The 24,561-nt window shown below is 74.4% G+C and carries 20 protein-coding genes; 9 read left to right on the top strand and 11 right to left on the bottom strand.

Annotation, left to right across the window (positions count from 1 at the left end; translation table 11 throughout):
• The first annotated feature begins 1 nt into the window (after position 1).
• The 3 genes from ABD254_RS11940 to ABD254_RS11930 are packed head-to-tail and all read left to right on the top strand — an operon-like array spanning position 2 to position 2,696.
• Entirely contained in the window at positions 2-2,041 is a 2,040-nt protein-coding gene (locus ABD254_RS11940) for a thioredoxin domain-containing protein (RefSeq protein WP_344248640.1), read from the top strand.
• Positions 2,038-2,286, top strand: a complete 249-nt coding sequence (locus ABD254_RS11935; RefSeq protein WP_344248639.1) for an AbrB/MazE/SpoVT family DNA-binding domain-containing protein — start codon at positions 2,038-2,040, stop codon at positions 2,284-2,286. Before ABD254_RS11940 ends, ABD254_RS11935 begins: the two co-directional genes overlap by 4 nt.
• A complete protein-coding gene (locus tag ABD254_RS11930) occupies positions 2,283-2,696 on the top strand; it encodes a type II toxin-antitoxin system VapC family toxin (RefSeq protein ID WP_344248638.1) in 414 nt (137 codons plus the stop codon). The genes ABD254_RS11935 and ABD254_RS11930 overlap by 4 nt, the downstream gene beginning before the upstream one ends.
• 26 nt (positions 2,697-2,722) lie before the next feature.
• Here ABD254_RS11930 and ABD254_RS11925 read toward each other — a convergent pair whose 3' ends face one another.
• The 7 genes from ABD254_RS11925 to ABD254_RS11895 form a co-directional block, all read right to left on the bottom strand.
• Entirely contained in the window at positions 2,723-5,053 is a 2,331-nt protein-coding gene (locus ABD254_RS11925; protein ID WP_344248637.1) for a M28 family peptidase, read from the bottom strand.
• A 229-nt stretch (positions 5,054-5,282) separates the two neighbouring features.
• Positions 5,283-6,821 carry a sulfatase family protein gene (locus ABD254_RS11920; protein WP_344248636.1) on the bottom strand — a complete coding sequence of 513 codons (1,539 nt, stop codon included), beginning with the start codon at positions 6,819-6,821 and terminating at the stop codon, positions 5,283-5,285.
• 5 nt (positions 6,822-6,826) lie between these two features.
• Positions 6,827-7,843 (bottom strand): aliphatic sulfonate ABC transporter substrate-binding protein, encoded by a 1,017-nt coding sequence (locus ABD254_RS11915; RefSeq protein ID WP_344248635.1) that lies wholly within the window; start codon positions 7,841-7,843, stop codon positions 6,827-6,829.
• A 28-nt stretch (positions 7,844-7,871) separates the two neighbouring features.
• Positions 7,872-8,693 carry an ABC transporter ATP-binding protein gene (locus tag ABD254_RS11910; protein WP_344248634.1) on the bottom strand — a complete coding sequence of 274 codons (822 nt, stop codon included), beginning with the start codon at positions 8,691-8,693 and terminating at the stop codon, positions 7,872-7,874.
• Positions 8,690-9,541, bottom strand: a complete 852-nt coding sequence (locus ABD254_RS11905; RefSeq protein ID WP_344248633.1) for an ABC transporter permease — start codon at positions 9,539-9,541, stop codon at positions 8,690-8,692. Before ABD254_RS11905 ends, ABD254_RS11910 begins: the two co-directional genes overlap by 4 nt.
• Positions 9,538-10,764, bottom strand: coding sequence for an ROK family transcriptional regulator (locus tag ABD254_RS11900; protein ID WP_344248632.1), 1,227 nt, complete (start codon positions 10,762-10,764; stop codon positions 9,538-9,540). The genes ABD254_RS11905 and ABD254_RS11900 overlap by 4 nt, the downstream gene beginning before the upstream one ends.
• 279 nt (positions 10,765-11,043) lie before the next feature.
• Positions 11,044-13,434 carry a family 43 glycosylhydrolase gene (locus ABD254_RS11895; protein WP_344248631.1) on the bottom strand — a complete coding sequence of 797 codons (2,391 nt, stop codon included), beginning with the start codon at positions 13,432-13,434 and terminating at the stop codon, positions 11,044-11,046.
• Between the two features lie 191 nt (positions 13,435-13,625).
• Between ABD254_RS11895 and ABD254_RS11890 the strand changes: the two genes are divergently transcribed.
• The 5 genes from ABD254_RS11890 to ABD254_RS11870 all read left to right on the top strand — a co-directional run bounded on the left by ABD254_RS11890 (position 13,626) and on the right by ABD254_RS11870 (position 18,382).
• Entirely contained in the window at positions 13,626-14,669 is a 1,044-nt protein-coding gene (locus tag ABD254_RS11890; protein ID WP_344248630.1) for an alcohol dehydrogenase catalytic domain-containing protein, read from the top strand.
• A 390-nt stretch (positions 14,670-15,059) separates the two neighbouring features.
• Entirely contained in the window at positions 15,060-16,214 is a 1,155-nt protein-coding gene (gene corA / locus ABD254_RS11885; protein ID WP_344248629.1) for a magnesium/cobalt transporter CorA, read from the top strand.
• Between the two features lie 37 nt (positions 16,215-16,251).
• Positions 16,252-17,457: an AI-2E family transporter gene (locus tag ABD254_RS11880; RefSeq protein WP_344248628.1), complete on the top strand. Its 1,206-nt coding sequence runs from the start codon at positions 16,252-16,254 to the stop codon at positions 17,455-17,457.
• Positions 17,454-17,945, top strand: coding sequence for a YbaK/EbsC family protein (locus ABD254_RS11875; RefSeq protein WP_344248627.1), 492 nt, complete (start codon positions 17,454-17,456; stop codon positions 17,943-17,945). The genes ABD254_RS11880 and ABD254_RS11875 overlap by 4 nt, the downstream gene beginning before the upstream one ends.
• Positions 17,946-18,016: 71 nt before the next feature.
• Positions 18,017-18,382 (top strand): VOC family protein, encoded by a 366-nt coding sequence (locus ABD254_RS11870; protein WP_344248626.1) that lies wholly within the window; start codon positions 18,017-18,019, stop codon positions 18,380-18,382.
• Positions 18,383-18,406: 24 nt separating this feature from the next.
• Here ABD254_RS11870 and ABD254_RS11865 read toward each other — a convergent pair whose 3' ends face one another.
• The 4 genes from ABD254_RS11865 to ABD254_RS11850 are packed head-to-tail and all read right to left on the bottom strand — an operon-like array spanning position 18,407 to position 21,625.
• Positions 18,407-18,805 carry a hypothetical protein gene (locus tag ABD254_RS11865; RefSeq protein ID WP_344248625.1) on the bottom strand — a complete coding sequence of 133 codons (399 nt, stop codon included), beginning with the start codon at positions 18,803-18,805 and terminating at the stop codon, positions 18,407-18,409.
• Positions 18,806-18,832: 27 nt separating this feature from the next.
• A complete protein-coding gene (cofE, locus tag ABD254_RS11860) occupies positions 18,833-19,663 on the bottom strand; it encodes a coenzyme F420-0:L-glutamate ligase (RefSeq protein WP_344248624.1) in 831 nt (276 codons plus the stop codon).
• On the bottom strand, positions 19,660-20,664 hold the full coding sequence (locus ABD254_RS11855) for a TIGR03557 family F420-dependent LLM class oxidoreductase (protein WP_344248623.1): 1,005 nt from the start codon (positions 20,662-20,664) through the stop codon (positions 19,660-19,662). The genes cofE and ABD254_RS11855 overlap by 4 nt, the downstream gene beginning before the upstream one ends.
• Positions 20,665-20,719: 55 nt before the next feature.
• Positions 20,720-21,625: a bifunctional helix-turn-helix transcriptional regulator/GNAT family N-acetyltransferase gene (locus ABD254_RS11850; protein ID WP_344248622.1), complete on the bottom strand. Its 906-nt coding sequence runs from the start codon at positions 21,623-21,625 to the stop codon at positions 20,720-20,722.
• Between the two features lie 103 nt (positions 21,626-21,728).
• On the opposite strand from ABD254_RS11850, the gene valS reads away from it, so the two are divergent.
• Positions 21,729-24,503: a valine--tRNA ligase gene (gene valS, locus ABD254_RS11845; protein ID WP_344248621.1), complete on the top strand. Its 2,775-nt coding sequence runs from the start codon at positions 21,729-21,731 to the stop codon at positions 24,501-24,503.
• Positions 24,504-24,561: the final 58 nt, after the last annotated feature.

The raw sequence follows: 24,561 nt of genomic DNA, 5'->3' as shown, positions 1-24,561 counted from the left end.
CATGGCCGACCGCCTCCGCGACGCGACCTCGCCGTACCTGCGCCAGCACGCCGACAACCCCGTCGACTGGTGGCCGTGGGGCGACGACGCGTTCGACGAGGCCCGGCGCCGGGACGTGCCGGTGCTGCTCTCGGTGGGGTACGCGGCGTGCCACTGGTGCCACGTCATGGCGCACGAGTCGTTCGAGGACGAGGCCGTCGCGGCGGCGATCAACGCCTCGTTCGTGCCGGTCAAGGTGGACCGCGAGGAGCGGCCCGACGTCGACGCCGTCTACATGGCCGCCACGACGGCGATGACCGGCCAGGGCGGCTGGCCCATGACCGCGTTCCTCACGCCGGACGGGCGGCCGTTCCACTGCGGCACGTACTTCCCTCGCGAGCACCTGCTCGCGGTGCTCGACGCCGTGCGCGAGGCCTGGGCCGACCGGCGTGACGCCGTCCTCGCGCAGGGCGCCGCGGTGACGGAGGCGGTCGCGCGCACGGCCGGCCCGCTGCCCGGCGCCCCGATCGACGACGCGGCCCTGACGGCGGCGGTGGCGGCGCTGCGCAGGGACTTCTCGCAGCAGCTCGGCGGGTTCGGCGGGGCGCCGAAGTTCCCGCCCTCGATGACGCTCGAGCACCTGCTGCGACACCACGCCCGCACCGGCGACCCGGCGGCCCTCGCGATGGTCGAGCGCACCTGCGAGGCGATGGCGCGCGGCGGCATCCACGACCAGCTCGCCGGCGGCTTCGCGCGGTACTCCGTCGACGCCGCCTGGGTGGTGCCGCACTTCGAGAAGATGCTGTACGACAACGCCCAGCTGCTGCGTGTGTACGCGCACCTGTGGCGTGCCACCCGCTCGCCTCTGGCCGCGCGCGTCGCCCGCTCGACGGCGGGCTTCCTGCTGCGCGACCTGCGCACGCCCGAGGGCGGTTTCGCCGCCTCGCTCGACGCCGACACCGTGGCGGACGGGCGGAGCGTCGAGGGGCTCACGTACGCCTGGACGCCGGCGCAGCTGCGCGACGTGCTCGGGGACGACGACGGGGCCCGCGCGGCGGAGGCCCTCGGCGTCACCGACGCCGGGACGTTCGAGGACGGGGCCTCCACCCTGCAGCTAGCCGAGGACCCGGACCCGGCCTGGTGGGGCGGCGTGCGGGCGCGCCTGCTCGCGGCCCGGGACGAGCGACCCCAGCCCGCGCGCGACGACAAGGTCGTCACGGCCTGGAACGGGCTCGCGATCGCGGCGCTCGCCGATGCCGGCACCATCCTGGAGGAACCGTCGTGGGTGGAGGCCGCCCGGGACTGCGCGGACTTCCTCCTGCGGTGGCACGTCGCCGACGGGCGGATGCGGCGGGCGTCGCGCGCCGGCGTCGTGGGCGCCGCGCCCGCCGTCGCCGCCGACCACGGCGACCTCGCCGAGGGGCTGCTCGCACTGCACCAGGCCACCGGCGAGGCGCGGTGGCTGGCCGCGACCGGCGACGTCCTCGACGTGGCGCTGGAGCGCTTCGCCGGCCGCCCGGCGGGCGACGACGGCGGGTTCTTCGACGTCGCCGACGACGCCGAGCGCCTCGTCGTGCGGCCCCGCGATCCCACCGACGGCCCGGAGCCGTCCGGGCAGTCGGCGCTCGCCGGCGCCCTGGTCACCTACGCCGCGCTCACCGGGTCGTCCCGGCACCGGGACGCCGCGGAGCGGGCCGTCGCGGCCGCGGGCCTGCTGGCGCGGCAGGCACCGCGGTTCGCCGGGTGGGCGCTCGCCACGGCCGAGGCCCTGGCCGCCGGGCCGCTCCAGGTCGCCATCGTCGGCGACGGGCCGCGCGCCGCCGAGCTGCTGCGTGCCGCCCGCCGCTCCCCCGCCGCGGGCGCCGTCGTCGTGCCCGGCGCGCCGGACGCGCCCGGCGTCCCGCTGCTCGCAGACCGCCCGCTCGTCGACGGCGGCCCGGCCGCCTACGTGTGCCGCGGGTTCGTCTGCGACCTGCCCGTCACGACGCCGGACCTTCTGTCCGAACAGCTCGCGCCTTACCGCGATGTAAGGAATGTGAGCCGAGGTAAGATGCCCCCATGAGCACTGCGACCATCACCTCCAAGGGACAGATCACCATCCCGATCGCTGTTCGCAAGGCGCTTGGGTTGAGCGCCGGCGACCGGGTGGAGTTCGTGGAGCTCCCGGACGGCAACTACGAGCTCGTACCCACGACCCGGTCCGTCACCGCGCTCAAGGGATTCTTCGGCGCCCCGCCGGCGCGACCCGTCAGCGTCGAGGAGATGAATCGCGCGATCGCCGAATCGGCCGCGGAGGCGAACCGGTGATCGCCATCGATACCAACGTCCTCGTGCGGTACGCCGTCAGGGACGATCCTGAACAGACCGCCCTCGCCGACGAGCTGATCGACGCGTTCACGACCGAGGAACCCGGCCTCGTCACCCTGATCGTCCTCGTCGAGTGCTGGTGGGTCCTCGGCAGCTCGTACTCCCACCCGTCGGACCGGCGGCGGGAGTTCGTCGAGGCCCTCCTCGCGACCCAGGAGATCCGCGTCGAACGCAATGACACGGTACGCGCGGCCCTGCGGCGGACGTCCGACGGTGGCGACCTCGCCGACGCCCTGATCGCCCAGACGGCAGCCGAGGCGGGCTGCACCACTGTCATGACGTTCGACAAGGGGGCCGCGCGGAGCGCCGGAATGCAGCTGCTCACCCACGAGGCCGTCGCCGGGCTCTGACACGTCGTCGCTCCGGAGCGACCGGATCAGAGGGTGGCCGTCGTGCCCACCAGGACAAGCTCGGAGGTGTGCGAGCCGGCGACGCCGACGCCGTCCGGCCGCTCGACGAACCCGGGCAGGCCCTCCAGGCCTCCGCCGGCGGCGACCACCCGCAGCTGCAGCTCCTCGCCCGCCGGCACGGTCACGACGACGTCGAAACCGCCCGCCGGCGTGTAGAACCGCGTGTCGAGCACGCCGTCGTCGGCGACCGGCACCTCCCGGCCGGCCACGGACGCCTCGATCACGTTCGGGCTCGCCGCGCCGTTCAGCTCGACGTACCGCAGCGCGCCGGCGGTGCCGATCGGCGCGCCCTCGCCGGGCGTCACCCGAAGGGCGAGCGTCCGCTCGTCGCCGGTCGACTCGTCCGAGACGACCTCCACCTCGGGGGCGGGCAGGTCGGCCGCCTCCGCCGGCCCGGTCCAGACCCGGTCGTGGAACTCGGGGAACGCCCGGGACACGTCGGCCCTGCCGTCGACGTACTGCGACGTCCACCCGCTCGGGCCGGCCTCGTCGGACACCCACGTCGCCTCGCCGGTGTCGGCGTCGAGGGCGTACGCGAGCTTCGTGGGCTCGGGGTGGTGTGCGTCGAACCGGTCGACGGCGAAGGCGACGACGAGCGCCACGACGGTCACCGCGCCCAGCGCGCCCACGGACCAGCCGCCGGCCTGCCGGTCGCGCGGCAGCATCACCGCGAGCACGGGCACGAGCGCCAGGCCGAGCAGGGCGGCGACCACCGCGGGGGCCGCGCCCGTCGCCAGGCCGAGGGCGGGGAAGAACAGCAGCACGACGGGCGCGATCACCAGCACGCCGACCGCGGCGCCGAGCGTCACGGCGACGCGCCGGCCGACGGCGCCGCGCGCCGTCGTCGTCGCGACGATCCCGGCCAGCGCGCCCGCGAGCGCCGGCAGCGCCGCGAGGTACGACCCGCCGGGCGTGAAGGCCGCGAGCACCACACCCAGCACCGCGAGCCAGCCCAGCGCCCCGAGCGCCAGCGCCGGCGCGCCGAGCCGGCGGCGGAGCCCGACGAACCACCCCAGGAGCACCGTTGCGACGATCCCCAGCAGCGCGACGCGGAAGCCCCACGGCCGCCACGGGTCGATCATCTCGTCGTACCCGGGCCGCACGGCCACCATGAGCCACCACAGGCCCATCGAGCCGAGGACTGCGCCCACGAGGGGGACGAGCCCCGCGACGAACCCGAGCGCCAGCCGGCCCGACGTCGTCGCCTCGCCGAGCACCTCTCGCCGCCGGGCGAGCACGACGCCCAGCGCCGCCACCGCGACGGCCGCGCCGAGCGCCAGCGGCCACACCAGCCACCCGGGGTAGCGGGCGAGCACGCCGCCGGGCAACGGAAAGTAGGTCGCGTCGTACGCCGCCGGCCGTGCCAGGTCCGCGGCGTCCGCGTTCCCGAGCTCGCGCACCAGCGCGAGGGCGTTGGACCCGTGGTGCTGGAGGCTCGCGAGCGACATCCGCTCGGGCGTGTCCTGCGGCGCGTGGTAGGTGGCCGAGCCGTCGATGTACGCGGAGTTCAGGCCGGTGAACCGGCCCTCGGGGTCGTCGAGGAACGGGGAGAAGTCGGTGTCGTTCGGCAGGATCCGGTACACCTCGACGGCGAGCGAGCTGCCCACGGGGTACGGCACCCGGGCGTACGCGTCCACGAGGGCGGCGTTGCCGTCGGACGTCTCGAACATGATCGCCGGGCCGGACGACCCGCGGGCCTCGACGTTGACCACCACCGCGCCGTCTGCGGCTCGGGGGTCGGCGTGCGCGAACGCCTCCGCCCCGCACAGGCACGCCTCCTCGGCGTCGGTGAAGACGAGGACGACGTCGTTGCGCAGCGGCTCGCCCTCCCCGAGCGCCCGCGCCGTCTCCACGAGGGTCGCGACGCCCGCGCCGTCGTCGTTCGCGCCGTACGACACCTCGGCCGAGTCGTAGTGCGCCATGAGGACGATCGGCACCGTGGGGTCGGTGCCGGGGATCGTCGCGACGACGTTGGTGGTCGCCGCGACGCGGCTCTGGTCGCCCAGGCGGCCGGACATCCCGACGCCCTCGACCTCCTCGGGCTCGAGGCCGAGATCTTCCGTCAGCTCCCGCACGATCTCGTCGCGCACGTCGGCGTTCGCCGACGTGCCGTGCGGGTGCACCTCCTGTCCGACGGTCTGGACGACGGCGAACGCTCGCCAGGCGTCGAACTCGTCGGCGGGGACGTCACCGCCGCTCGGCGCCGGCGGCAGCACCGACCACACGGCGAGCGCCGCCAGGACGAGGAGGAACAGGGAGCACGCGAGCGACGTCGCGCGCGACCGGGTCGGGTTCACGCGCGAACGCTAGCGGCGGCCCGGCGCCGTGGCCCAATCGTGACCACGACGGCACGACGGACGCGCGACGCCGGGCGGGCCGGCGTCAGGCTGCCGGCCACGGCGCGTGCCTGGGCCGCGGCCGTCGACCGGGACCGCCGCGCTCGCACGGCCGGCCATCGCCGCCGCCTGCCCGCTCAGCAGCGCGCCGACATCGCGCCCGCCGCGGCCCCCATGAGCTGCCGTCGCTTCATGCGCTCGCTCCCGTCCGCCCGGCGTAGGTGGTCTCGTCGAGGCCGGACTGGGTGGGGTCGTGGTCCACCTCGCCGACGTCGTACATCGTGGTCATCCAGTGGTAGAAGTTGTCGCCGCGCTGGCGCAGCACCTCGTAGAGCCGGCGCATCATCCGGTGTCGGACGTCGGCCATCTCCGGGTGCTGGTAGACGTTGCTGAGCTCGTCCGGGTCGGTGACCAGGTCGTACAGCTCGTTCGTGGAGTCCGGGTTGACGACGAGCTTGTGCCGGTCCGTGCGCAGCATGCGCTGCGGGTAGGGGAAGTGGTGGCCGTGGAACTCGCACACGATGTCCTCGGCCCAGCCCGAGCGCCCGTCGGGGGCCTCGCCGCGGGCCAGCGGCAGCAGGGACCTCGAGTCCGCGGCGGGGTCCGGGTCGAGGCCCGCCAGGTCGAGGATGGTCGCGGTGCAGTCGAGCAGGCCTACGAACTCCGTGCGCACCTGGCCCGCCGGGCCGCCCGGCACGCGCAGGAGGCCCGCCGTGCGGTAGATGTCCTCGTACATCGCCGGGCCCTTGTCGTGCAGCCGGTGGGAGCCGGTGAACTCCCCGTGGTCGCTCGAGAAGAACACCGCCGTGCTGTCCGTCAGCCCGAGTCGCTCCATGGCCTCCATGACCCGGCCGATCTCCCGGTCGATCAGCGCCACGTACCCCTGGTAGACGGCGATGAGCTTGCGCGTGGTCTCGATCGGCATCGTGTCGAACGTCCAGTGCGCGCTGTAGTTCGCCTGCACCGGCGGCTTGCCCGCGAACGTCTCGGCGATCGACCGGGGCAGCTCGACGTCGGCCGGGTCGACCAGGTCGAAGTACTCGTCCGGGACGATGTACGGCAGGTGGGGGCCGAAGAAGCTGAGCTCGAGGAAGAACGGCCGCGCCCCGGTGCGGAAGTCGTCCGCGTACCGCTCCAGCAGCTCGATCGTGCGCGTCGCGAGGTAGTGCTCGAAGGTCGCCTCCACCGGCTGGTGCAGCCGCGCCGCGAGCAGGTTGCCGGGACCGCCGTTGGGCAGCGTGCCGCGCACGCGGTCGCTGATCTCGTACGGCGGCAGGCCGTGGTCCGCCAGGTACTTCAGGTAGTCCGGGTGCTCCACCGGGTTGTGCCAGCCCGGCAGGTCGGGGCCGTCGAAGCCGAACGCCGCGGCGTTCTTCTCCGTGCCCGCGTGCCACTTGCCCACGAGCCCGGTGTTGTACCCGGCGGAGCGCAGCGCCTCGACGAAGGTGAACGTCCCGTCGTCCAGGTCCTCCAGGTAGCCCACGTTCCGCTCGTGGTTCGCCAGCACCCGGTGCCGGAACGGCGCCTGCCCGGTGAGCAGGCTCGCGCGCGCGGGCGTGCAGATCGCCGTCGGCGTGTACCAGCGGTCGAAACGCGTGCCCGTGCGGGCGAGGTCGTCCAGCACGGGGGTCGTGCCGTGCGGGCTCCCGTACGCGCCGAGCGTGTCGACCCGGTGCTGGTCGGTCATGAGGAACAGGACGTTGGTCGGCGTCCGACGGGCGTCCGGCACGGCCGTCACTCGCCCGCCCCGAGGAACAGGTCGCCGGTGTAGAACTCGGCCGGGTCGACCGCCTCCGGCAGCTGTCCCGCCCCGACGAAGTAGTCCTCCATCCCGGACAGCCAGGTGTCGAAGGTGCCGTCCTGCGTGTACCCGTCGATCTCCTCGAGGCTGAGCACCTGCACGTTGCCGGCGTCGGCCTTCACGTCCGCCACGTCCAGGTCGTTGAACTCGGCCGTCAGCTCGATGGCCTCGTCGAGGTGGTCGGCCCGGTAGGCGATGGCGTCGCGCAGCGCCGCGAGCACGCGGTCGACCTTCTCCTGCTCGTCCGCGACCACGTCGTTGCCCGCGACGAACGCGGTGGGGAACGCGACGGTGTCCTCGAAGTCGCTGTTGGTCGCGAGCTCCACGAGGTCGGGGACCTGCTCCTTCACCGTCGCGAGGGCCGGGTACCAGAACCCGGCGCCGTCGATCTGGCCGGACGACAGGGCCGCGACGATCGCCGCCGGCTCCATCGGCACGATCTCGACGTCGTCCTTGGTCATGCCCGCGTCCTGCAGCGCGAGCGTGAGGATCATGTCCCCGGACGTCCCCTCGGGGATCGCGACCTTCTTGCCCTTCAGCTCCTCGACGGAGTCGATGCCGGGCTGGGCGACCACGCGGTCGGCCTGGCCGAGGGTGTTCATCGCGACGATCTTGGCCTGGCCCGATGCGGGCATCCAGAACGCGCCGGGGCCGATGTAGCCGAAGTCGAGGTCGCCGGTGCCGAGCGCCTGGATCTGCAGCGGGCCGTTGGTGAACGACGACGTCGTGACGTCGACCCCGTGCTCGGCCCACAGCCCCTGGTCCTCGGCGATGGCCAGCAGGCTCGTGCCGTTGAAGTCCGGGATGTAGCCGAAGTTGACCTCGATGGTCTCGTCCTCGGCGGACCCGCCGGCGGCGTCACCCCCGGAGCAGGCGGTGGTCGCGGCGAGCGTGGCGACGAGGAGGGCCGACGCGGTGGCCGCACGGCGGGAAGTTCGGGTCAGTCGCATGGGGTTTCCTTCGTGTGAGGTTTGGGGGTCAGGGGCGCTCGGACGCCGGGGACTGGTGGTAGACGGAGTGCCACACCCGGTTGCGCAGCGCGGCGAACTCACCGCTGAGCCGCATCTCCTCGGTGCGGGGGTAGGGCAGGTCGACGTCGACGACGTCGTAGACGCGGCCCGGCCGGGCCGCCATGACGACCACCCGGTTCGCGAGGAAGACCGCCTCGTCGACGTCGTGGGTGATGAAGAGGACGGTGCGCTTCTCGCGGCTCCAGGTCTCCAGGAGCTGCTCCTGGAGGTTGACGCGCGTGAGGGCGTCGAGCGCCCCGAACGGCTCGTCCATGAGCAGGATCGACGGGTTCACGGCGTAGGCACGGGCGATGGCGCACCGCTGCTTCATCCCGCCGGACAGCATCTTCGGCAGCGCGCCGGCGAACTGCTCCAGGCCGACGAGCCGGATGAAGTGCTCGGCCCGTTCCCGGCGCTCGGCCCGGCCGAGGCCCGCGACCTTGAGCCCGAACTCGATGTTCTTCCGCACGGTCAGCCACGGGAACAGCGCGTACTGCTGGAAGATCACGCCACGCTCGGGCCCGGGGCCGGAGACCTCCGCGCCGTCGACCAGGGCGTGGCCCGACGTCGGCTCCTCGAGACCGGCGAGGATGTTCATGAGCGTCGACTTGCCGCAGCCCGACGGCCCGACGACGGTGACGAACTCGTTGTCGGCGATGTCGAGGGAGACCCGCTCGAGCGCGACGAACTCCTCGTTCCTGAGCGCGAACGTCTTGCGGACCTCCTGGACGGAGATCTTCGCGGCCCGGGTGCGCCCGGACCCTGCCGCGGGGTGGGTCGTGGTGGTCATCGCCGCTCCTGCCATCCGGTGAGCCTGGTCTCCGCGAGCAGCAGCAGGCGGTCCATCACGAGCCCGAGGACGCCGATCACGACGATGCCGACGAAGATCGTCGCGATGTCGTAGTAGAGCTGCGCCTGCTGCATCCGGTAGCCGAGGCCGGCCTGGGCCGCCAGCAGCTCGGCCGCGACGAGCGTCGCCCAGGCGGAACCGAGGCCCACGCGCATGCCGACGAGGATGAACGGCGTCGAGGCCGGCACCACGACCTTGAGGAAGATCGTGCCGTCCTTCGCCCCGAGCACCCGGGCCGCGTTGATCAGGGTGCGGTCGACGCCGACCACGCCCTGGTAGGTGGAGATCACGCAGGCGAGGAACGCCGCGAGGAAGATGACGAACACCTTCGGCAGCTCGCCGATCCCCATGAGCACCAGCACCAGCGGCAGCAGGGCCAGCGGCGGGATGGTGCGGAAGAACTGGATCCACGGCTCGAGCAGTCCCCGCGCCACGGTGTACCAGCCCATGAGGAAGCCGACGGGGACGGCGAGCGCCGAGCCGAGCAGGAACCCGGTGAGCACCCGGCCGAGGCTCGCCAGGACGTCCTCCTGCAGCACGCCGTCCGACCAGAGCTCGGCGGCCTTGCTCACCACCTCGGGCGGGGTCGGGAACTGGAACCCGTTGAGCGCGAGGAGCCACCAGATCGCGATGCCGCTGACGATCGAGACGGCGTTCAGCAGGCGCAGGGTGGCGCGCCGCGACATCCGGCGCCGTCCCCGCGCGGGCCGGGCGGGCGGCGGCGAGGCGACCGGGCCGGCGTCGGCCGGGGGCCCGGTCCGGGCCGGGCCCGGGATCGAGACGGTCACTGTGCGCTCCTTCGCAGGTGGTGCGGGCCGGCGGCCTCGGGCTCGGGGTAGCCGGCGAGCAGGGGGGACCGGTGGAAGAGGGCGGCGAGCGCGCCGAGCGCGCCGCCGCGGTCGCCGAGCTGGCTCGCGCGCACGACCCGCGGCACGTCGGTGGGCACGGAGTACAGCTCGTAGCGCAGCGTGGCGGCGGCCTGCTCGACGATGACCGGCGCCACGTGGGCCACCTCGCCGCCGACCACGACCTCCACGGGGTCGAGCACCATCGCGGCGGCCCCGAGGACGCGCCCGAGCGCCGTCCCGGCCTCGCGCAGCACGGCGTCGACGACGGGGTCGCCCTTCTCGACCGCGGCCGCGAGGCCGTCCAGGTCGTCGACCGCTGCGCCCCGCCGGCGGCAGGCGGCGAGGATCGCCGGGACGGACGCGACGGTCTCGAGGCAGCCCCGCTTGCCGCACCGGCACGCGACGCCGGTCGGGTCGGCGGTGACGTGGCCGAGCTCGCCCGAGTACCCGCGGGCGCCCAGGACCAGCCGGCCGGAGACCACCAGGCCGCCGCCGACGCCGTCGGACAGCCGGACGTAGACCAGGTCGCCGGGCCCGCCCGGGTGCGAGACCGCCTCGGCCAGCGCGGCCAGGCGCGTGTTGTTGTCCACGACGACGGGGGTGCCGAACCGCTCGGCGAAGGCCGCCTGGACGCCGTCGGGCGTGGCGTGCCGGTTCCACGCCACGGGCGTGCCGCCCGGGGCGCCGCCCGTGAACGGCCCGGGCACCCCGATCCCCACCGCCTGGAGCGCGCCGAAGTGCAGCCCGTGGTCGGCGACGAGCCGGTCGACGAGGCCGAGGGCGAGCTCGACCCGCGCCGGCCACGGCTCGTCGTCGTAGGGCTGCACCCCCGAGGCGATGATCTCGTGCGACGCGTCCGCGACCGCGACGTGCACCCGGCGATGACCGAAGTCGACGCCCAGGAACTGCCCGGCCCCGGGGTCGAGCGCGATCCGCTCCGCCGGCCGGCCGCTGCCGCTGCGGGTGGCGGCGTCGGTGTCGACGACGACGGCGGCCCCGCGCCGCAGCAGGCTCGCCGTGATCTCGGAGAGCGTCGTGCGGGACAGGCCCACGCGCGTGGCGAGCTCGGAGCGGCTCAGCGCTCCACCCGCGCGCAGCGCGGCGAGGACCCGCTCCTCGTGGGTGCGCCGCACCAGCGCGTGCACCCCTGTCGTCGTCGACATGCCGGCGACGCTACGAAGGCCCGATTTTTCCGTCAACGCCCCGGCAGAATCGAATCTCCCGTCGTCCCGGTTCTTGGCAGAATCCGACGGAGCGGCGCCCGGACGACCGGCACCCCCGCCCGGACCGTGCAGCTTCGTGCTCGACATGGCCGTGACGCTAGGCGGCCGGAATTCCTCCGGCTAGACGCCGGACGAATTTCCGATGAATTCCATCGGATATCTACAGAATCGCCACAGGTCCCGGGACGGCGGCCACCGGGCGGCCGCCGTCCCGGAGACTCAGTCGACCGCGTAGGTGCGCACGTAGTCGAACCCCGCGGCGGCGCCCGCGGTGTTCATCGCGACCAGGCCCAGGTCCAAGTCGCCGTCGGCGGGCAGGGTCCACGTGCCACCCCACTGCCACGACTCGCCGTCGGTGCTGGAGGCCATGCGGACGTCGTGCTCGCCGTGCTCGACGTCCCGGTGCACCAGCAGGCGCAGCCACGTGGTCTCGGCCGGAGCGGCGCCCCACATCGGCGACGCGTACGCGGCCGCCGGCGGGGTCGCCGTGGGACGCGGGCCCTCGCGCGTGAACTCCACCTGCTCCGCGACGAGGCCCGGCTTCCGCTGGAGCCCCAGGTGCGAGTGCACCAGCTTCACGAAGCGGTCGTCGCCGCCGTACAGCACGAGGCCCGCCTGCTGGTTCACCTGGTGCCCACCGAGGGTCATCCTCGTCTCGACCAGGTAGTCGCCCTCCGGCGCGGCGCGCCGCAGCACCGACGCGGTGTTCGTGCCCCCGGCCAGCTCCGCCGCCTGGGTCGGGAACGCGAACGCGCCGTCCTGCAGGCCGACGCCGGCCGCCGGACCCCGCACCCAGGACCACCCGGACCCGGGCTCGCCGGGGACGGCGTCGCCGTCGAACTCGTCGGAGTAGCCGGCCAGGAGCTCGCCCGGCTCCGGGTCCGGCACCCGCTCCGTGACGGGCTCCGCCAGGGGGACGAGGCTGACGTTGTCCGCCTCGGCGTCCCCGCCCCGCGCGAGGACCCCGACCCGGTCGCCGCCGCCCGCACCCCTCGGCGCGTCCACGGTGACCGCGCCCAGGGGGTCGAGCACGTTGTCCGCCGACACCGCGGCCGTCACCCGCGCCCCGCGCCGGTCGAGCGTCACCACGTGCCAGTCGGCGTACCGGAAGCCGTCCGGCAGCCGGACGGCGTCGCGCACGGTGCGCGCACCGCGGCGGGCCTCGAGCCGCAGCTCGCCCGCGTCGCGGTCGATCCACGCGGTCGCGCCGCCCCCGTTGCCGGTGGCGCCCAGGGTGAGGCCCGCCGCCCCGCCGTCGCCGACGCGCAGGTCCGCCTGCGCGCGCAGGTCGCCGCGCCCGCGGGCCGTGCTGGCGAGGGACGCGCCGTCCCCCAGGCGGGCGTGGCCTCCGGCGTCGGAGTCGTCCGCCGTACGCACCGGTCCGTGCGCGCGCCAGCCGCGCAGGTCGTCCAGGGTCGACGTCACGACGCCCGACGTCACCGGGGCCGCCTGCTCGCCCTCGGACGGCCCCGCCCCGGCGTTGACCACGGGCCACCCGTCGATCCAGTCGAGGCGGTCGACCATCATGGGGCGCTTGGACAGGTTCAGGGTGCCGTTGCGCGTCGCCACGGGCGGGAAGTCGGCGTCGTCGCGCGGGATCGCGTGGTAGACCATCCAGTCCTGGCCGGCCAGGTCGGTGACGACGGTGTGGTGACCCGGCCCGGCGAACCGGTTGCCGTTCGCGGCGAGCACGAACCCGGCCTTGCTCGACGCGGCCATGAGGTCGGTGCCCTCGTCGTCGACGAACGGGCCGCGGGGCGATTCGCCGCGCCCCACCTTCACCGTGTAGCCGCTCGACTCGCCCTCGCAGCAGCCCGCCTCGGAGTACATGAGGTAGTACGCGTCCCCGCGGTGGACGACGAACGCCCCCTCCATCCGGCGCCCCTGCGCCACCGGCGTGACCCGGCCGGTGAGCTCCGTCCCGTCCGGGGTCAGCTCCGAGACGCAGACGACGTCGTAGCTGCCCCAGTACAGGTAGAGGGTGCCGTCGTCGTCGGAGAAGAGCGCCTGGTCGATGTTGCCCGTCGGGCAGCCAGCGATCGGCGCCGACGGCACGAGCAGCTCGTCGTGGTGGGTCCACGGGCCGGTCGGTGTGGGTGCCGTGGCGAGCGCGAGGCCGCCGGTCGAGAGCCCGTACGTGAGGTGGTACTCCCCCGCCACGTAGCGGACGTCCGGGGCCCAGGCGCGGGAGCTGTCCCGCCAGGTCGCGGGAACGGCGTCGGTCTCGATGACGTCGCCGACGTACTCCCAGTCCACCAGGTCCGTCGAGCGCAGGATCGGCAGGATGTGCTCGCCCGCCTCGCCCGCGCTGTTGAAGATCGGGTTCTGCGTGCCGTACGCGTACCAGGCGCCGTCCTTGCCGCGGATCACCGTGGGGTCCGGGAACGTGTCGACGACCCCGGCGGAGACCGGGTTGCTGTAGGTCGCCGGTGCCTCGTCCGCCGCGTCGGCCGCCCACGCCGCGCCCGGGCTGTCGGCCACCTGCTGCGCGTGCGGCTGGGCGGGCGACCGGGCAGGCGCCGGCGCCGCGTGCGCGGTGAGCACGCTCGCGGCGAGCGCCGCCGCCGTCACGACGACCGCCCCTGCGCGGCTCGCTGTTCGCCATCTCATCGGTGAGCTCCTCGGTGTCGGTGCGGCCGCACCCCTCGCGCGGCCGGCGCCCGGGACCGGCGTCGCCGTCTCCCGGGCTCGCCCTTCATCGAACGAGAGGGAGATTTCTCCGGCAAGAACCCGGCACAAACCCCGTGCGCCGCCCGCAAGGCCACCGCCGCCCCACCGCCCGGCCGTGGTTGGATCGGCCCGTGCGCGCGATGACGTTCGACGAGTTCGGCGGGCCGGTGACCGTCCGCGACGTCCCCGAGGCCGTCGCGCCGCCGGGCGGCGTCGTCGTGGAGGTCCACGCCAGCGGCCTGTGCCTCAGCGACTGGCACGCGTGGGCCGGGCACGACGACGACATCCGGGCGTTCCCGCACGTCCCCGGGCACGAGCTGGCGGGCGTCGTCGCCGCGGTGGGGGCCGGGGTCGAGCGCTGGCGGCCGGGCGACCGGGTGACCGCGCCGTTCGTGTGCGGGTGCGGGCGGTGCGACTGGTGCCGCTCCGGGCAGGCGCAGGTGTGCCCGCACCAGACGCAGCCGGGGTTCACGCACGCCGGCTCGTTCGCCGAGCGCGTCGTGCTGCACGCCGCCGACACCAACCTCGTGGCGCTGCCCGACGGCGTCGACGACGCGACCGCGGCGAGCCTCGGCTGCCGGTTCGCGACGGCGTACCGGGCCGTCGCCGGCCGGGCGCGCGTGCGGCCCGGCGAACGGGTGGTCGTCGTCGGGGCGGGCGGCGTGGGGCTCAGCGCGGTGATGGTCGCGGCCGCGCTCGGCGCGCGGGTCGTCGCCGTCGACCGGCACGAGGGCGCCATCGCCGCGGCGCGCCGCGCCGGCGCGGAGCACACCGTCCTCGCCGGCGACGGCGTGGACGTCCCGGCGGTCGTGCAGCAGCTGACGGGCGGGGCGCACGTCGGCGTCGACGCGGTGGGCAGCGAGGGCACCTGCGCCGACGCGGTCCTCAGCCTCCGGCGTCGCGGACGGCACGTGCAGGTGGGGCTCCTCCCGCCCGCAGGCGGGCACCCGCGCGTCCCGATGTCCTGCGTCATCGGCTGGGAGCTCGACGTCCTCGGCAGCCACGGCATGGCCGCGGCCGACTACCCCGCCATGCTCGCCCTCGTCGCGGACGGGACGCTGCGGCCGCAGGACCTGGTCGACCGGGTGGTCGGCCTGGAGGAGGGCGCGCGGCTGCTGCCGGGGCTGGACGTGACCCCGCGCGCCGGCATGGTCGTCGTCGACCCGCGGCGCTGAGAGCCGCGACGCCGAGCCGGGCGACGGCACCGGGCCGCCCGAGCGCCGGCCTCGCAGGTGACCGACACGGGCCGGCGGCGTACACTCGACCCGGCCATACCCGGCGGCGGACGCCGCGAGATCCCAGGAGGTGCGCGCATGACCCGCAGCGAGCCTCCCAGTAGTCCGAGCCGCGACTGACGGCTCCCCGCCCGGCGCCTCGGCCCGGGCGGCCCGGCGTCCACCCGAGCGCTCGCCTCGTGCCTCCGCTCCACCCCTTGACGCCACCTCCCCGCGCGCCGCCCGACACCGGGCGCGCGCCCAGCCGCAGTCGCGGGACCGACGCACGCAGTCGTCCACCCTGCAGCCGCGCACGCCCCGTGCGCCGGTTCATGCACCGGAGGTCCCCTCATGGCCGTCACGACCACGACCCGTTCCCTGCGCTCGCGCCCCCTGCTCGGCGCCCTGCGACCCCGCCGGCCGGCGACGCCCGGCACAGGACGCCCCGCCGACTCCGCCCGCCACGACGCGGCACCCCGCCGTTCGTCCATCGTCGAGTCCGCCCTGTACGACGACGACGGGCGCCGCGTCGCGAGCTTCACCCGCCTCGCGGACACGTTCCGTGAGCTGCGCTCCCGCCCGGGCGGCATGGCGTGGATCGGCCTGGAGCGGCCCGACGAGACCGAGCTCGCGTCGCTCGCCCGCGAGTTCGACCTGCACCCGCTGGTCGTCGAGGACGCGATCGTGGCGCACCAGCGTCCCAAGATCGAGCGGTACGGCGACACCCTCTTCGTCGTCCTGCACGCAGCCCGCTACGTGGACGCCACCGAGGAGGTCGAGTTCTCCGAGCTGCACGTCTTCGTCGGCCCCGACTTCGTCGTCACCGTGCGGCACGGCGCGGGCCCGGACCTCGCCGCGGTGCGCACCCACCTGGAGGCGCACCCCGCCATGCTGGCCCGCGGACCGGAGTCCGTGCTGTACGCGATCGTGGACCGGGTCGTGGACGACTACGCGCCCGTCGTCGCAGGCCTCGACGCCGACATCGACGAGATCGAGTCGGAGGTGTTCGGCGGCGACGAGCAGGTCTCGCGGCGCATCTACGAGCTCTCGCGCGAGGTCGTCGAGTTCCAGCGCGCCGTCGTCCCGCTGCAGCGGGTGTGCCAGTCCCTCGCGAAGGGCGCCGAGAAGTACGGCGTGTCCGAGGACCTGCAGGCGTACCTGCGCGACGTCGCCGACCACCTCATCGAGGTCGCCGAGCGGATCGAGACGTTCCGGGCCGCCCTGCGGGACATGCTCACCGTCAACGCGACCCTCGTCGCCCAGCGGCAGAACGAGGAGATGAAGCACCTGTCGGAGGTGAGCATCCGGCAGGGCGAGGAGGTCAAGAAGATCTCCGGCTGGGCGGCGATCCTCTTCGCGCCGACGCTGGTCGGGACGGTCTACGGCATGAACTTCGACGTCATGCCCGAGCTGCACTGGGCGTTCGGGTACCCGGCGGCACTGCTGGCCATGCTGGCGGTCAGCGTCGGGCTGTTCGCCGTCTTCCGCGGGAAGCGGTGGATCTGACGGGCGGCGGCGCGCGGGCGGCCAGTAGGGTCTCCGGGTGACCTCTGCACCGGCGCCCGCGCCCCCCGCCCCGACTGGCCTCACGCCCGCGACGCGCACGCTGCTGACGCTCGGCGCGGCCGTGCTCGTCCTCGCGGGGGTGCACCTCGCGGCCGACGTGCTCGCACCCGTGTTCCTCGCCGCCGTGATCGTCATCATCTGCCACCCGGTGCGGCGCCCGCTCGAGGCCCGCGGCTGGCCCCGCTGGGCGGCGACGACGGCGGTCATCGTCGTCGCGTACCTGATCCTCGCGGCCCTGCTGGCCATGCTGATCTTCGCCGGGTTCCAGTTCGCCGGCCTGGTGCGCGACTACCTCGGCGAGCTGCAGCAGTCGGTCGACGAGGTCGCCGACCAGCTCGCCGCGCTCGGCCTCGACGCGCAGATCGCCGACGCCACGGCCTCGGCCCTGGAGCCGAGCCGGCTGATCTCCGTGGCGGGCAGCGTCAGCGGGATGGTTCTGAGCATCGCGACGGCGTTCTTCTTCGTGCTCGCCTACGCGATCTTCATGGCGGCCGACGCCGCCCGGTACTCGACGGCGTCGCGCCTGTTCGGTGCCACCCATGCCGGGCAGATCGACCGCGCGACGCGGTTCAGCTCGGGCGTCCGGCGCTACTTCGTCGTGAACGCGTCGTTCGGTGCCGTCGTGGCGGTCATCGACGGGGTCGCGCTCGGCCTGATCGGCGTCCCCGCGCCCGTGGTGTGGGCGATCCTCGCGTTCGTCACCAACTTCGTGCCGAACATCGGCTTCATCCTCGGCCTGATCCCGCCGGCGATCATGGCGTTCGTCGTGGGCGGCTGGCCGCTCGCCCTCGCCGTCGTCGCGATCTACTGCGTGGTGAACGTCGTGCTGCAGGTGCTGGTACAGCCGAAGTTCGTGTCCGACGCCGTGAGCCTGAGCCTCACCCTGAGCTTCATGTCCGTGGTCTTCTGGACGTTCGTCATCGGCCCCCTCGGCGCGATCCTCGCCATCCCGCTGACGCTGCTGGTGCGGGCGCTCGTGCTCGAGGGCGACCACCGCACCGTCTGGCTGCGCTGGCTGTCGGGCGACGACGTCAGCCCCGAGGCCGAGCCCGCCGACGCCGGTCGCCCCGCCGCCCGGGAGCCCGACGCCGGACCGGGCCCCTCCGAGCACCACGAACCGCACGTGGACGCCCCGCGGCCCGCCGAGGCCGACGCCGACGCCGACCGTACGCCGACCGCATGAGCTCCCCCGCCGCGTCCCACCCCGCCGTCGAGAGGGTCCGCGCCGCCCTGGACGCGCGCGGCGCGACCGGCGAGATCCGGTGGCTCGACGACGCCGTGACGACGGCGGCCCTCGCGGCCGCGGCGCTCGGCGTCCCGGTCGGCGCGATCGCGAACTCGCTGGTCTTCATGCTCGACGACGAGCCCGTGCTCGTGCTGACCAGCGGCGCGCACCGCGTCGAGGAGGACTACCTGGGTGCGCGGCTCGGGGGGCTGCTCGGGCGGGCGAGCAAGGATGCCGTGCGCCAGGCCACGGGTCAGGTGATCGGCGGGGTCGCGCCCGTCGGGCACCCGGCCCCCGTGCGCACCTACGTGGACACGGCGCTCGCGGAGCACGACGTCGTGTGGGCGGCCGCCGGGCACGCGAGGACCGTCTTCCCGACGACGTTCGACGAGCTGGTCCGCATCACGGGCGGTGCGCCGACCGCGGTCGAGGCACCCGCGCCCTGACGGCGGGTGCGAGGTCGAGGCCCCGGCCCTAGCGTTGAGGGAGCCCCCGTCCAGTCCGTCAGGAGACCGCCGTGGCACACGGAGACATCACCCACATCGACATCCCCGTCACCGACGCCGACCGCGCCAAGCGCTTCTACGGCGGCCTGTTCGGCTGGGACATCGCGGCGCCGCCCGGGTTCGAGGACTACCCGATGTGGCGGGCGCCCAACCAGATCAGCGGCGGCGGCCTCGCACCTCGCTCGGAGGGTTTCACCAGCCCGCGCAGCTACGTGGAGGTCGACTCGATCGACGAGGTCCTCGCGAAGGTGCCGGAGCTCGGCGGCACGGTCGTCAAGCCGAGGTCCGAGATCAGCCCGACGAGCTGGTGGGCCGTCCTGCGGGACGCGGACGGCAACGAGATCGGGCTCTACGAGGGCACGACCGACGCGGGCTGACGCCCGTCCGACGGCGGGCGCGCCTCAGCGCGCGAGCAGGACGGTCCCGTCCGGGTCGCCGTCGCGCCGGGGGCGCAGCCTGTCCGGCGCGGGCCACGGCAGCTCGAACCGCTCCACCGGCACGTCGATGGCGCCGAAGTCGTCGGTCTGCACCACCACGCGGGCGGGCGTGACCTCGACGAGCCGCACCCGCAGCGCCCCGCCCTCGGGCCGTTCGAGCGTCCACACGTCGGCCATCCACCTCAGGCCGGCGTCCTCCAGGGCCTCCTCGGCGGCGTGCCAGTCGACCGGGCCTGTGAGGTCGCGCCCGAGCAGCGACACCGCGACCCAGCCGTCGCCGTCGGGCCGGATCCAGCCCATGGGCTCACGGTCGTCGGGACGACGGTGCTCGATCCAGTCGGCGGGGAGCTCGGAGGCGGGCATGGTCGCCACGGTAGGCGACGGCCGCCGTCAGCCGCGACCGGATTCCGCGCCGTCCGCCAGGCCCTGGGCGTCCGCCAGTCCGCGGGCGTACGCCTCGGCGCTGCCCTCGCGGAACAGGTCGTCCGCGCTGGGCCGCACCAGGGTCCGCGCGCCGGGGCCGTCGCCGGACGGCCCGTCGCCCGCGAGCACGAAGCGCCCGACGCCGCGCACCACCGCGACGGGCCGCCCCGCGGTCTTGCCGCGCACCAGCTCGGAGGCGGCCGCGACCTCGTCGACGACGGCGGTCACGGTCACGGAGATCGGCCGGCCGTGGGCGTCGAAGCCGCCCCGAAGGTCGTCGACGACGGCGACGCCGGCCGCCCCGATCGCGATGTCGACGAGGCCGTCCCGCCACGGGCGGCCCGCCGTGTCCGTGAGGACGACGCCGAGCCGGTCGAGGCCGAAGCGCGACCGGAGTGCCGCCCGCAGCGCGCGCGCCGACGCGTCCGGGTCCTCGGGCAGCAGCAGCACCGTGCCCTCGGGCGTGTTGGACGCGTCCACCCCGGCGGCCGCCATGACCAGGCCGAGCCGGTTCTCGACGATCCGCAGCGGCGGCAGGCCGCCCGGACGCTCCCGCGTCGCGACCACGCGCACGGTCTCGTCCGTGATCGCCCGCTCGCGGTCGGCCGCCAGCACGACGCGCCCCTCCGCCTTCGAGACGACCTTCGACGTCACGACGACCACGTCGCCCTCGGCGGGCGCGTCGCCGGACGCCGCGGCGTCGGCCGCCAGCACGTCGCCGACGAGCGTGGCGAGGTCGTCGCCCGGGCGCACCTCGGGGAAGCCGCCGGGCGCCCAGACGGTCAGCCGTGCGCTCACCGGGTCAGCTTCGGCAGCACCTCGCGGCCGAAGACCTCGATCCACTCCTTCTGGTTACGCCCCACGTTGTGCAGGTAGATGCGGTCGAAGCCGAGGTCGACGTACTTCTGGATGGCCTCGCGGTGCGCGTCCGGGTCGGCGGAGATGACCATGCGGCCCTCGAAGTCCTCCGGGCGCACCAGCTTGGCCATCTGCGCGAAGTCGTGCGGCGACCGGATGTCGGCCTTGGGGAACTTCATCCCGCCGTTGGGCCACTCGGTCATCGCGTTCGCGAGCGCCTCCTCGTCGGTCGGAGCCCACGACATGTGCACCTGCAGCACCTTGGGCATGCCGTGGGGGTCACGACCCGACTCGCGCACGCCGTCGTCGAACTTGCCGAACAGCATCTCGATCTTCTCCAGCGGCGCGCCCACGGTGATGAGCCCGTCGGCGTGCTTGCCCGCGCGCTTGGCGGTGATGGGCCCGGCGGTGGCGACGAGGATCTCGGGGGCCACCTCCGGCATGGTCCACAGCCGGGTGGACTCCATCTTGTAGTACTGCCCGGAGTGCTTGACGTCCTTGCCGTCGAGCCCGGACTGGAACAGCTTCTTGATGATGTCGATCGCCTCGAACATCCGGTTGATCCGCTCGGGCGCCTCGGGCCAGTAGCCCGCCACGACGTGCTCGTTGAGCGCCTCGCCCGAGCCGAGGCCGAGCCAGTGGCGCCCCGGGTACATGGCGGCGAGCGTGGCCGACGCCTGCGCGACCATGGCCGGGTGCCAGCGGAACGTCGGCGCGGTGACGCCGGGGCCGAGGTCGCCGCGGGTGCGCTCGCCCAGGGCGGTGAGCACGTTCCACACGAACGCGGCCTCCCCCTGCTGCGGCACCCAGGGCTGGAAGTGGTCGGCCGCCATGACGCCGGAGAAGCCGTGCTCCTCGGCGTAGGCCGAGAACTCGACCACGTCGGTGGGGTGGAACTGCTCGAGCATCGCGGCATAGCCGATGGTGAGACCGGAAGGCATGGTCCGACCCTATCCCCGAGCGCCGCGGCGATACCTGGTACCGGCGCCGAACCCGTCACGCCAGACGCTTGGCGAAGAAGTGCTCGGCGTACGGGTTGTCGTTGTACCGCTCGACCGGCCGGTACCCGGCGCGCTCGTACATCGCCAGCGCCTCGCCGAGGCTGCCGTTCGTGTCCAGGCGGACGACGTCGTGCCCGAGGTCCCGGCACACCCCCTCCAGGTGCCGCAGCAGCCGGGAGCCGAGGCCCGCCCCGCGCCACGCGGGGTGCACCCACATCCGCTTGATCTCCCCCGCGCCGTCGTCGAGCGCCTGCACTCCCCCGCACGCCACGGGCTCGCCGTCGCTCGTGGCGACGACGAAGGCGCCGGACGGCGGGCGCAGCCGCTCGGCGCCCTCGGCGAGGTCCCCCGCGGCGAACCCGCCGGGGAACCGCTCGTCCAGCTCGGCGACGTACGCGCCGACGGCTGCCAGCGCCGCCGGCGAGGCAGGGTCGACGGTCTCGAGCGTGACGGTCGCCGCGCGCACGAGGAGGTCGGCCTCGGCGAGCGCCGCGGCGAGCCGGGCCCGCTGACGCTCCGTCAGCGGGGCGACGAGCGCCCGGGCACGGTCGGCCGAGCGGCGCTCGAGCTCGTCCCAGGCGCGCCGGCCGGCGGCGGTGAGGTCGACGCGGCGCCGGCGCCGGTCGTCCGGGTCCGGCACGACGGCGACCAGCCCGTCGGACTCCAGCCGGCGCAGCAGCCGGCTGAGGTACCCGGAGTCGAGCCCGAGGCGGGCCCGCAGGTCACGCGTGGTGCCCGGCTCGGTGCCGATCTCGAACAGCAGGCGCGCGGTGCCGAGCGGCATCCCCAGCCCGAGGAACGACTCCTCGAGCGCGCCCACGCGCTGGGTGTAGCTGCGGTTGAACCGGCGCACGACGTCGGCGTGCTCGGCGAGCGTGCCCGGCTCTCGCTGTCTCGTCATACCTCTGATCGTAGTCAGAGAAATGGCTGCCCCGCGTCGCGGTCCGTCTGCACCCCGGAACCCGTTGTCGACGGCCGCCCGGCATCTGGGAGAATGGGCGACCATGAGCGACTTCCCGACCCCCGAGGCGCCGACCGCGCCCGCGCAGGCCTCCGCAGCGACCCCCTCGACCGGTGCCGTAGCCGGCGACGTGGTGCGCGCGGTGGTCCGGGAGGTACCGGACAAGGTCAGCCTCGACGGCCTCGAGGAGCGCTTCGACGAGCGCTGGTCGGCGGACGGCACCTTCGCCTTCGACCGGACCGCGACGCGCGAGCAGGTCTACTCCATCGACACCCCGCCGCCCACGGTCTCCGGCTCGCTGCACGTGGGGCACGTGTTCAGCTACACGCACACCGACACCGTCGCCCGGTTCCAGCGCATGCGCGGCAAGGAGGTCTTCTACCCGATGGGGTGGGACGACAACGGCCTGCCCACCGAGCGCCGCGTGCAGAACTTCTTCGGCGTGCGCTGCGACCCGTCCCTGCCGTACGTCGAGGGCTTCGAGCCGCCGCACCAGGGCACCGAGGGCAAGGCGGTCAAGCCCGCCGACCAGGTGCCCGTCAGCCGCCGCAACTTCATCGAGCTCTGCGAGCGCCTGACCGCCGACGACGAGCGCCAGTTCGAGGCGCTCTGGCGCCGCCTCGGCCTGTCGGTCGACTGGGCGCAGACGTACCAGACCATCGACGCCACGTCCCGCGCCGCGTCCCAGCGGGCGTTCCTGCGCAACCTGGAGCGCGGCGAGGCGTACCAGGCCGAGGCGCCGGGCCTGTGGGACGTGACCTTCCAGACGGCGGTGGCGCAGGCCGAGCTCGAGGCCCGCGAGTACCCCGGCTTCTTCCACCGGGTGGCGTTCCACCGCCCGGACGGCGAGAAGGTCTACATCGAGACCACCCGCCCGGAGCTCATCCCCGCCGTCGTCGCGCTGATCGCGCACCCGGACGACGAGCGGTACCAGGGGCTGTTCGGCACCACCGTGACCTCGCCCCTCTTCGGCGTCGAGGTGCCCGTGCTCGCGCACCCGGCCGCCGCCATGGACAAGGGCGCCGGCATCGCCATGTGCTGCACCTTCGGCGACCTCACGGACGTGCAGTGGTGGCGCGAGCTGCAGCTCGCCACCCGGTCGGTCGTGCAGCGCGACGGCCGCCTCGCCCGCGAGACCCCGGAGTGGGTCGCCGCCGGCCCCGGCGCGGAGCTCTACGCCACCGAGCTCGCCGGCAAGACGGCGTTCTCGGCCCGTACCGCGGTCGTCGACGCCCTGCGCGCGTCCGGCGACCTGGACGGCGAGCCCACCGCCACCCAGCGCATGACGAACTTCTACGAGAAGGGCGACAAGCCCCTCGAGATCGTCACCTCGCGCCAGTGGTACATCCGCAACGGCGGGCGCGACTGGGAGGCCCGAGACCTCAAGGCCGAGCTGCTCGCGCGCGGCAAGGAGCTCGACTTCCACCCGGACTTCATGCGGGTGCGGTACGAGAACTGGGTGAACGGCCTCAACGGCGACTGGCTCATCAGCCGGCAGCGGTTCTTCGGCGTGGCGATCCCGCTGTGGTACCCGCTCACGGCCGACGGCGAGGTCGACCACGACCACCCGATCGTCCCGACCGAGGCCGGGCTGCCCGTCGACCCGACGTCGCAGGCCCCGGCCGGCTACGACGAGTCGCAGCGCGGCGCGCCCGGCGGCTTCGTCGGCGACGCCGACGTCATGGACACGTGGGCGACGTCGTCCCTGAGCCCGCTCATCGTGTCGGGCTGGGAGCGCGACTCCGACCTCATGTCCCGCGTGTACCCGATGGACCTGCGCCCGCAGGGCCAGGACATCATCCGCACGTGGCTGTTCTCCACGGTGGTGCGCTCGCACCTCGAGAAGAACGTGCTGCCGTGGAAGCACGCGGCCGTCAGCGGCTGGATCCTGGACCCCGACCGCAAGAAGATGTCCAAGTCCAAGGGCAACGTCGTCACGCCGATGGGCCTCCTGGAGGAGCACGGCGCCGACGCGGTGCGCTACTGGGCGGCCTCCGCGCGCCTCGGCACCGACGCCGCGTTCGAGGTCGGCCAGATGAAGATCGGCCGTCGCCTGGCGATCAAGGTCCTCAACGCGTCGAAGTTCGCGCTGACGTTCGGCGTCGACCCCGACACCGGGGCCGGCGAGGTCGTGCTCGACCCGGCGCGCGTCACAGTCGGCCTCGACCGGGCGATGCTCGCCGGGCTGGCGACCGTCGTCGAGCAGGCCACCGAGGCGTTCGAGGCCTACGACCACACCCGCGCGCTCGAGGTCACCGAGACGTTCTTCTGGACGTTCTGCGACGACTACCTCGAGCTGGTCAAGGACCGCGCGTACGGCGCCGGCGCCGCGGCCTCGGACCTCACCGCCGAGACGGTGAGCGCCCGCACGGCCCTGGCGCTCGCCCTCGACGTGATGCTGCGGCTGCTCGCGCCGTTCATCCCGTTCGCCACCGAGGAGGTCTGGTCGTGGTGGCGCGCCGGCTCGGTGCACCGCGCGCCGTGGCCGACGTCGGCCCCCCTGCGCACCGCGGCCGGCGACGCCGACCCCGTGCACCTCACGGCCGCCGGGCACGCGCTCGCCGCCCTGCGCAAGATCAAGTCCGAGGCCAAGGTGTCGATGCGCACCCCGATCGTCGCCGGTGCCATGGCCGTCCCCGCCCCGCTGCTCGCGGGCGTGGCCGGCGCCCTCGACGACGTCCGCGGCGCCGGGCGGGTCACCGGGCCCCTGGAGCTGTCCGAGTCCGCCGAGGGCCAGGGCAACCCGGACGTGCAGGGCGGCATCGTCGTCACCGCGTCCGAGCTCGGTGAGCCCCCGGTCAAGAAGCCCAAGGCCTGACCGGTCGGCCCGCCGACGCCGGTAGCCGACGCCGGTCGAGCCTGTCGAGACCCTGGTC

It is taken from the genome of Isoptericola hypogeus (assembly GCF_039531145.1).
GTDB lineage: Bacteria > Actinomycetota > Actinomycetes > Actinomycetales > Cellulomonadaceae > Isoptericola > Isoptericola hypogeus.
The sequence above is the reverse complement of the archived record's forward strand: the minus strand, read 5'-3'. Positions and strand labels throughout refer to the sequence as shown.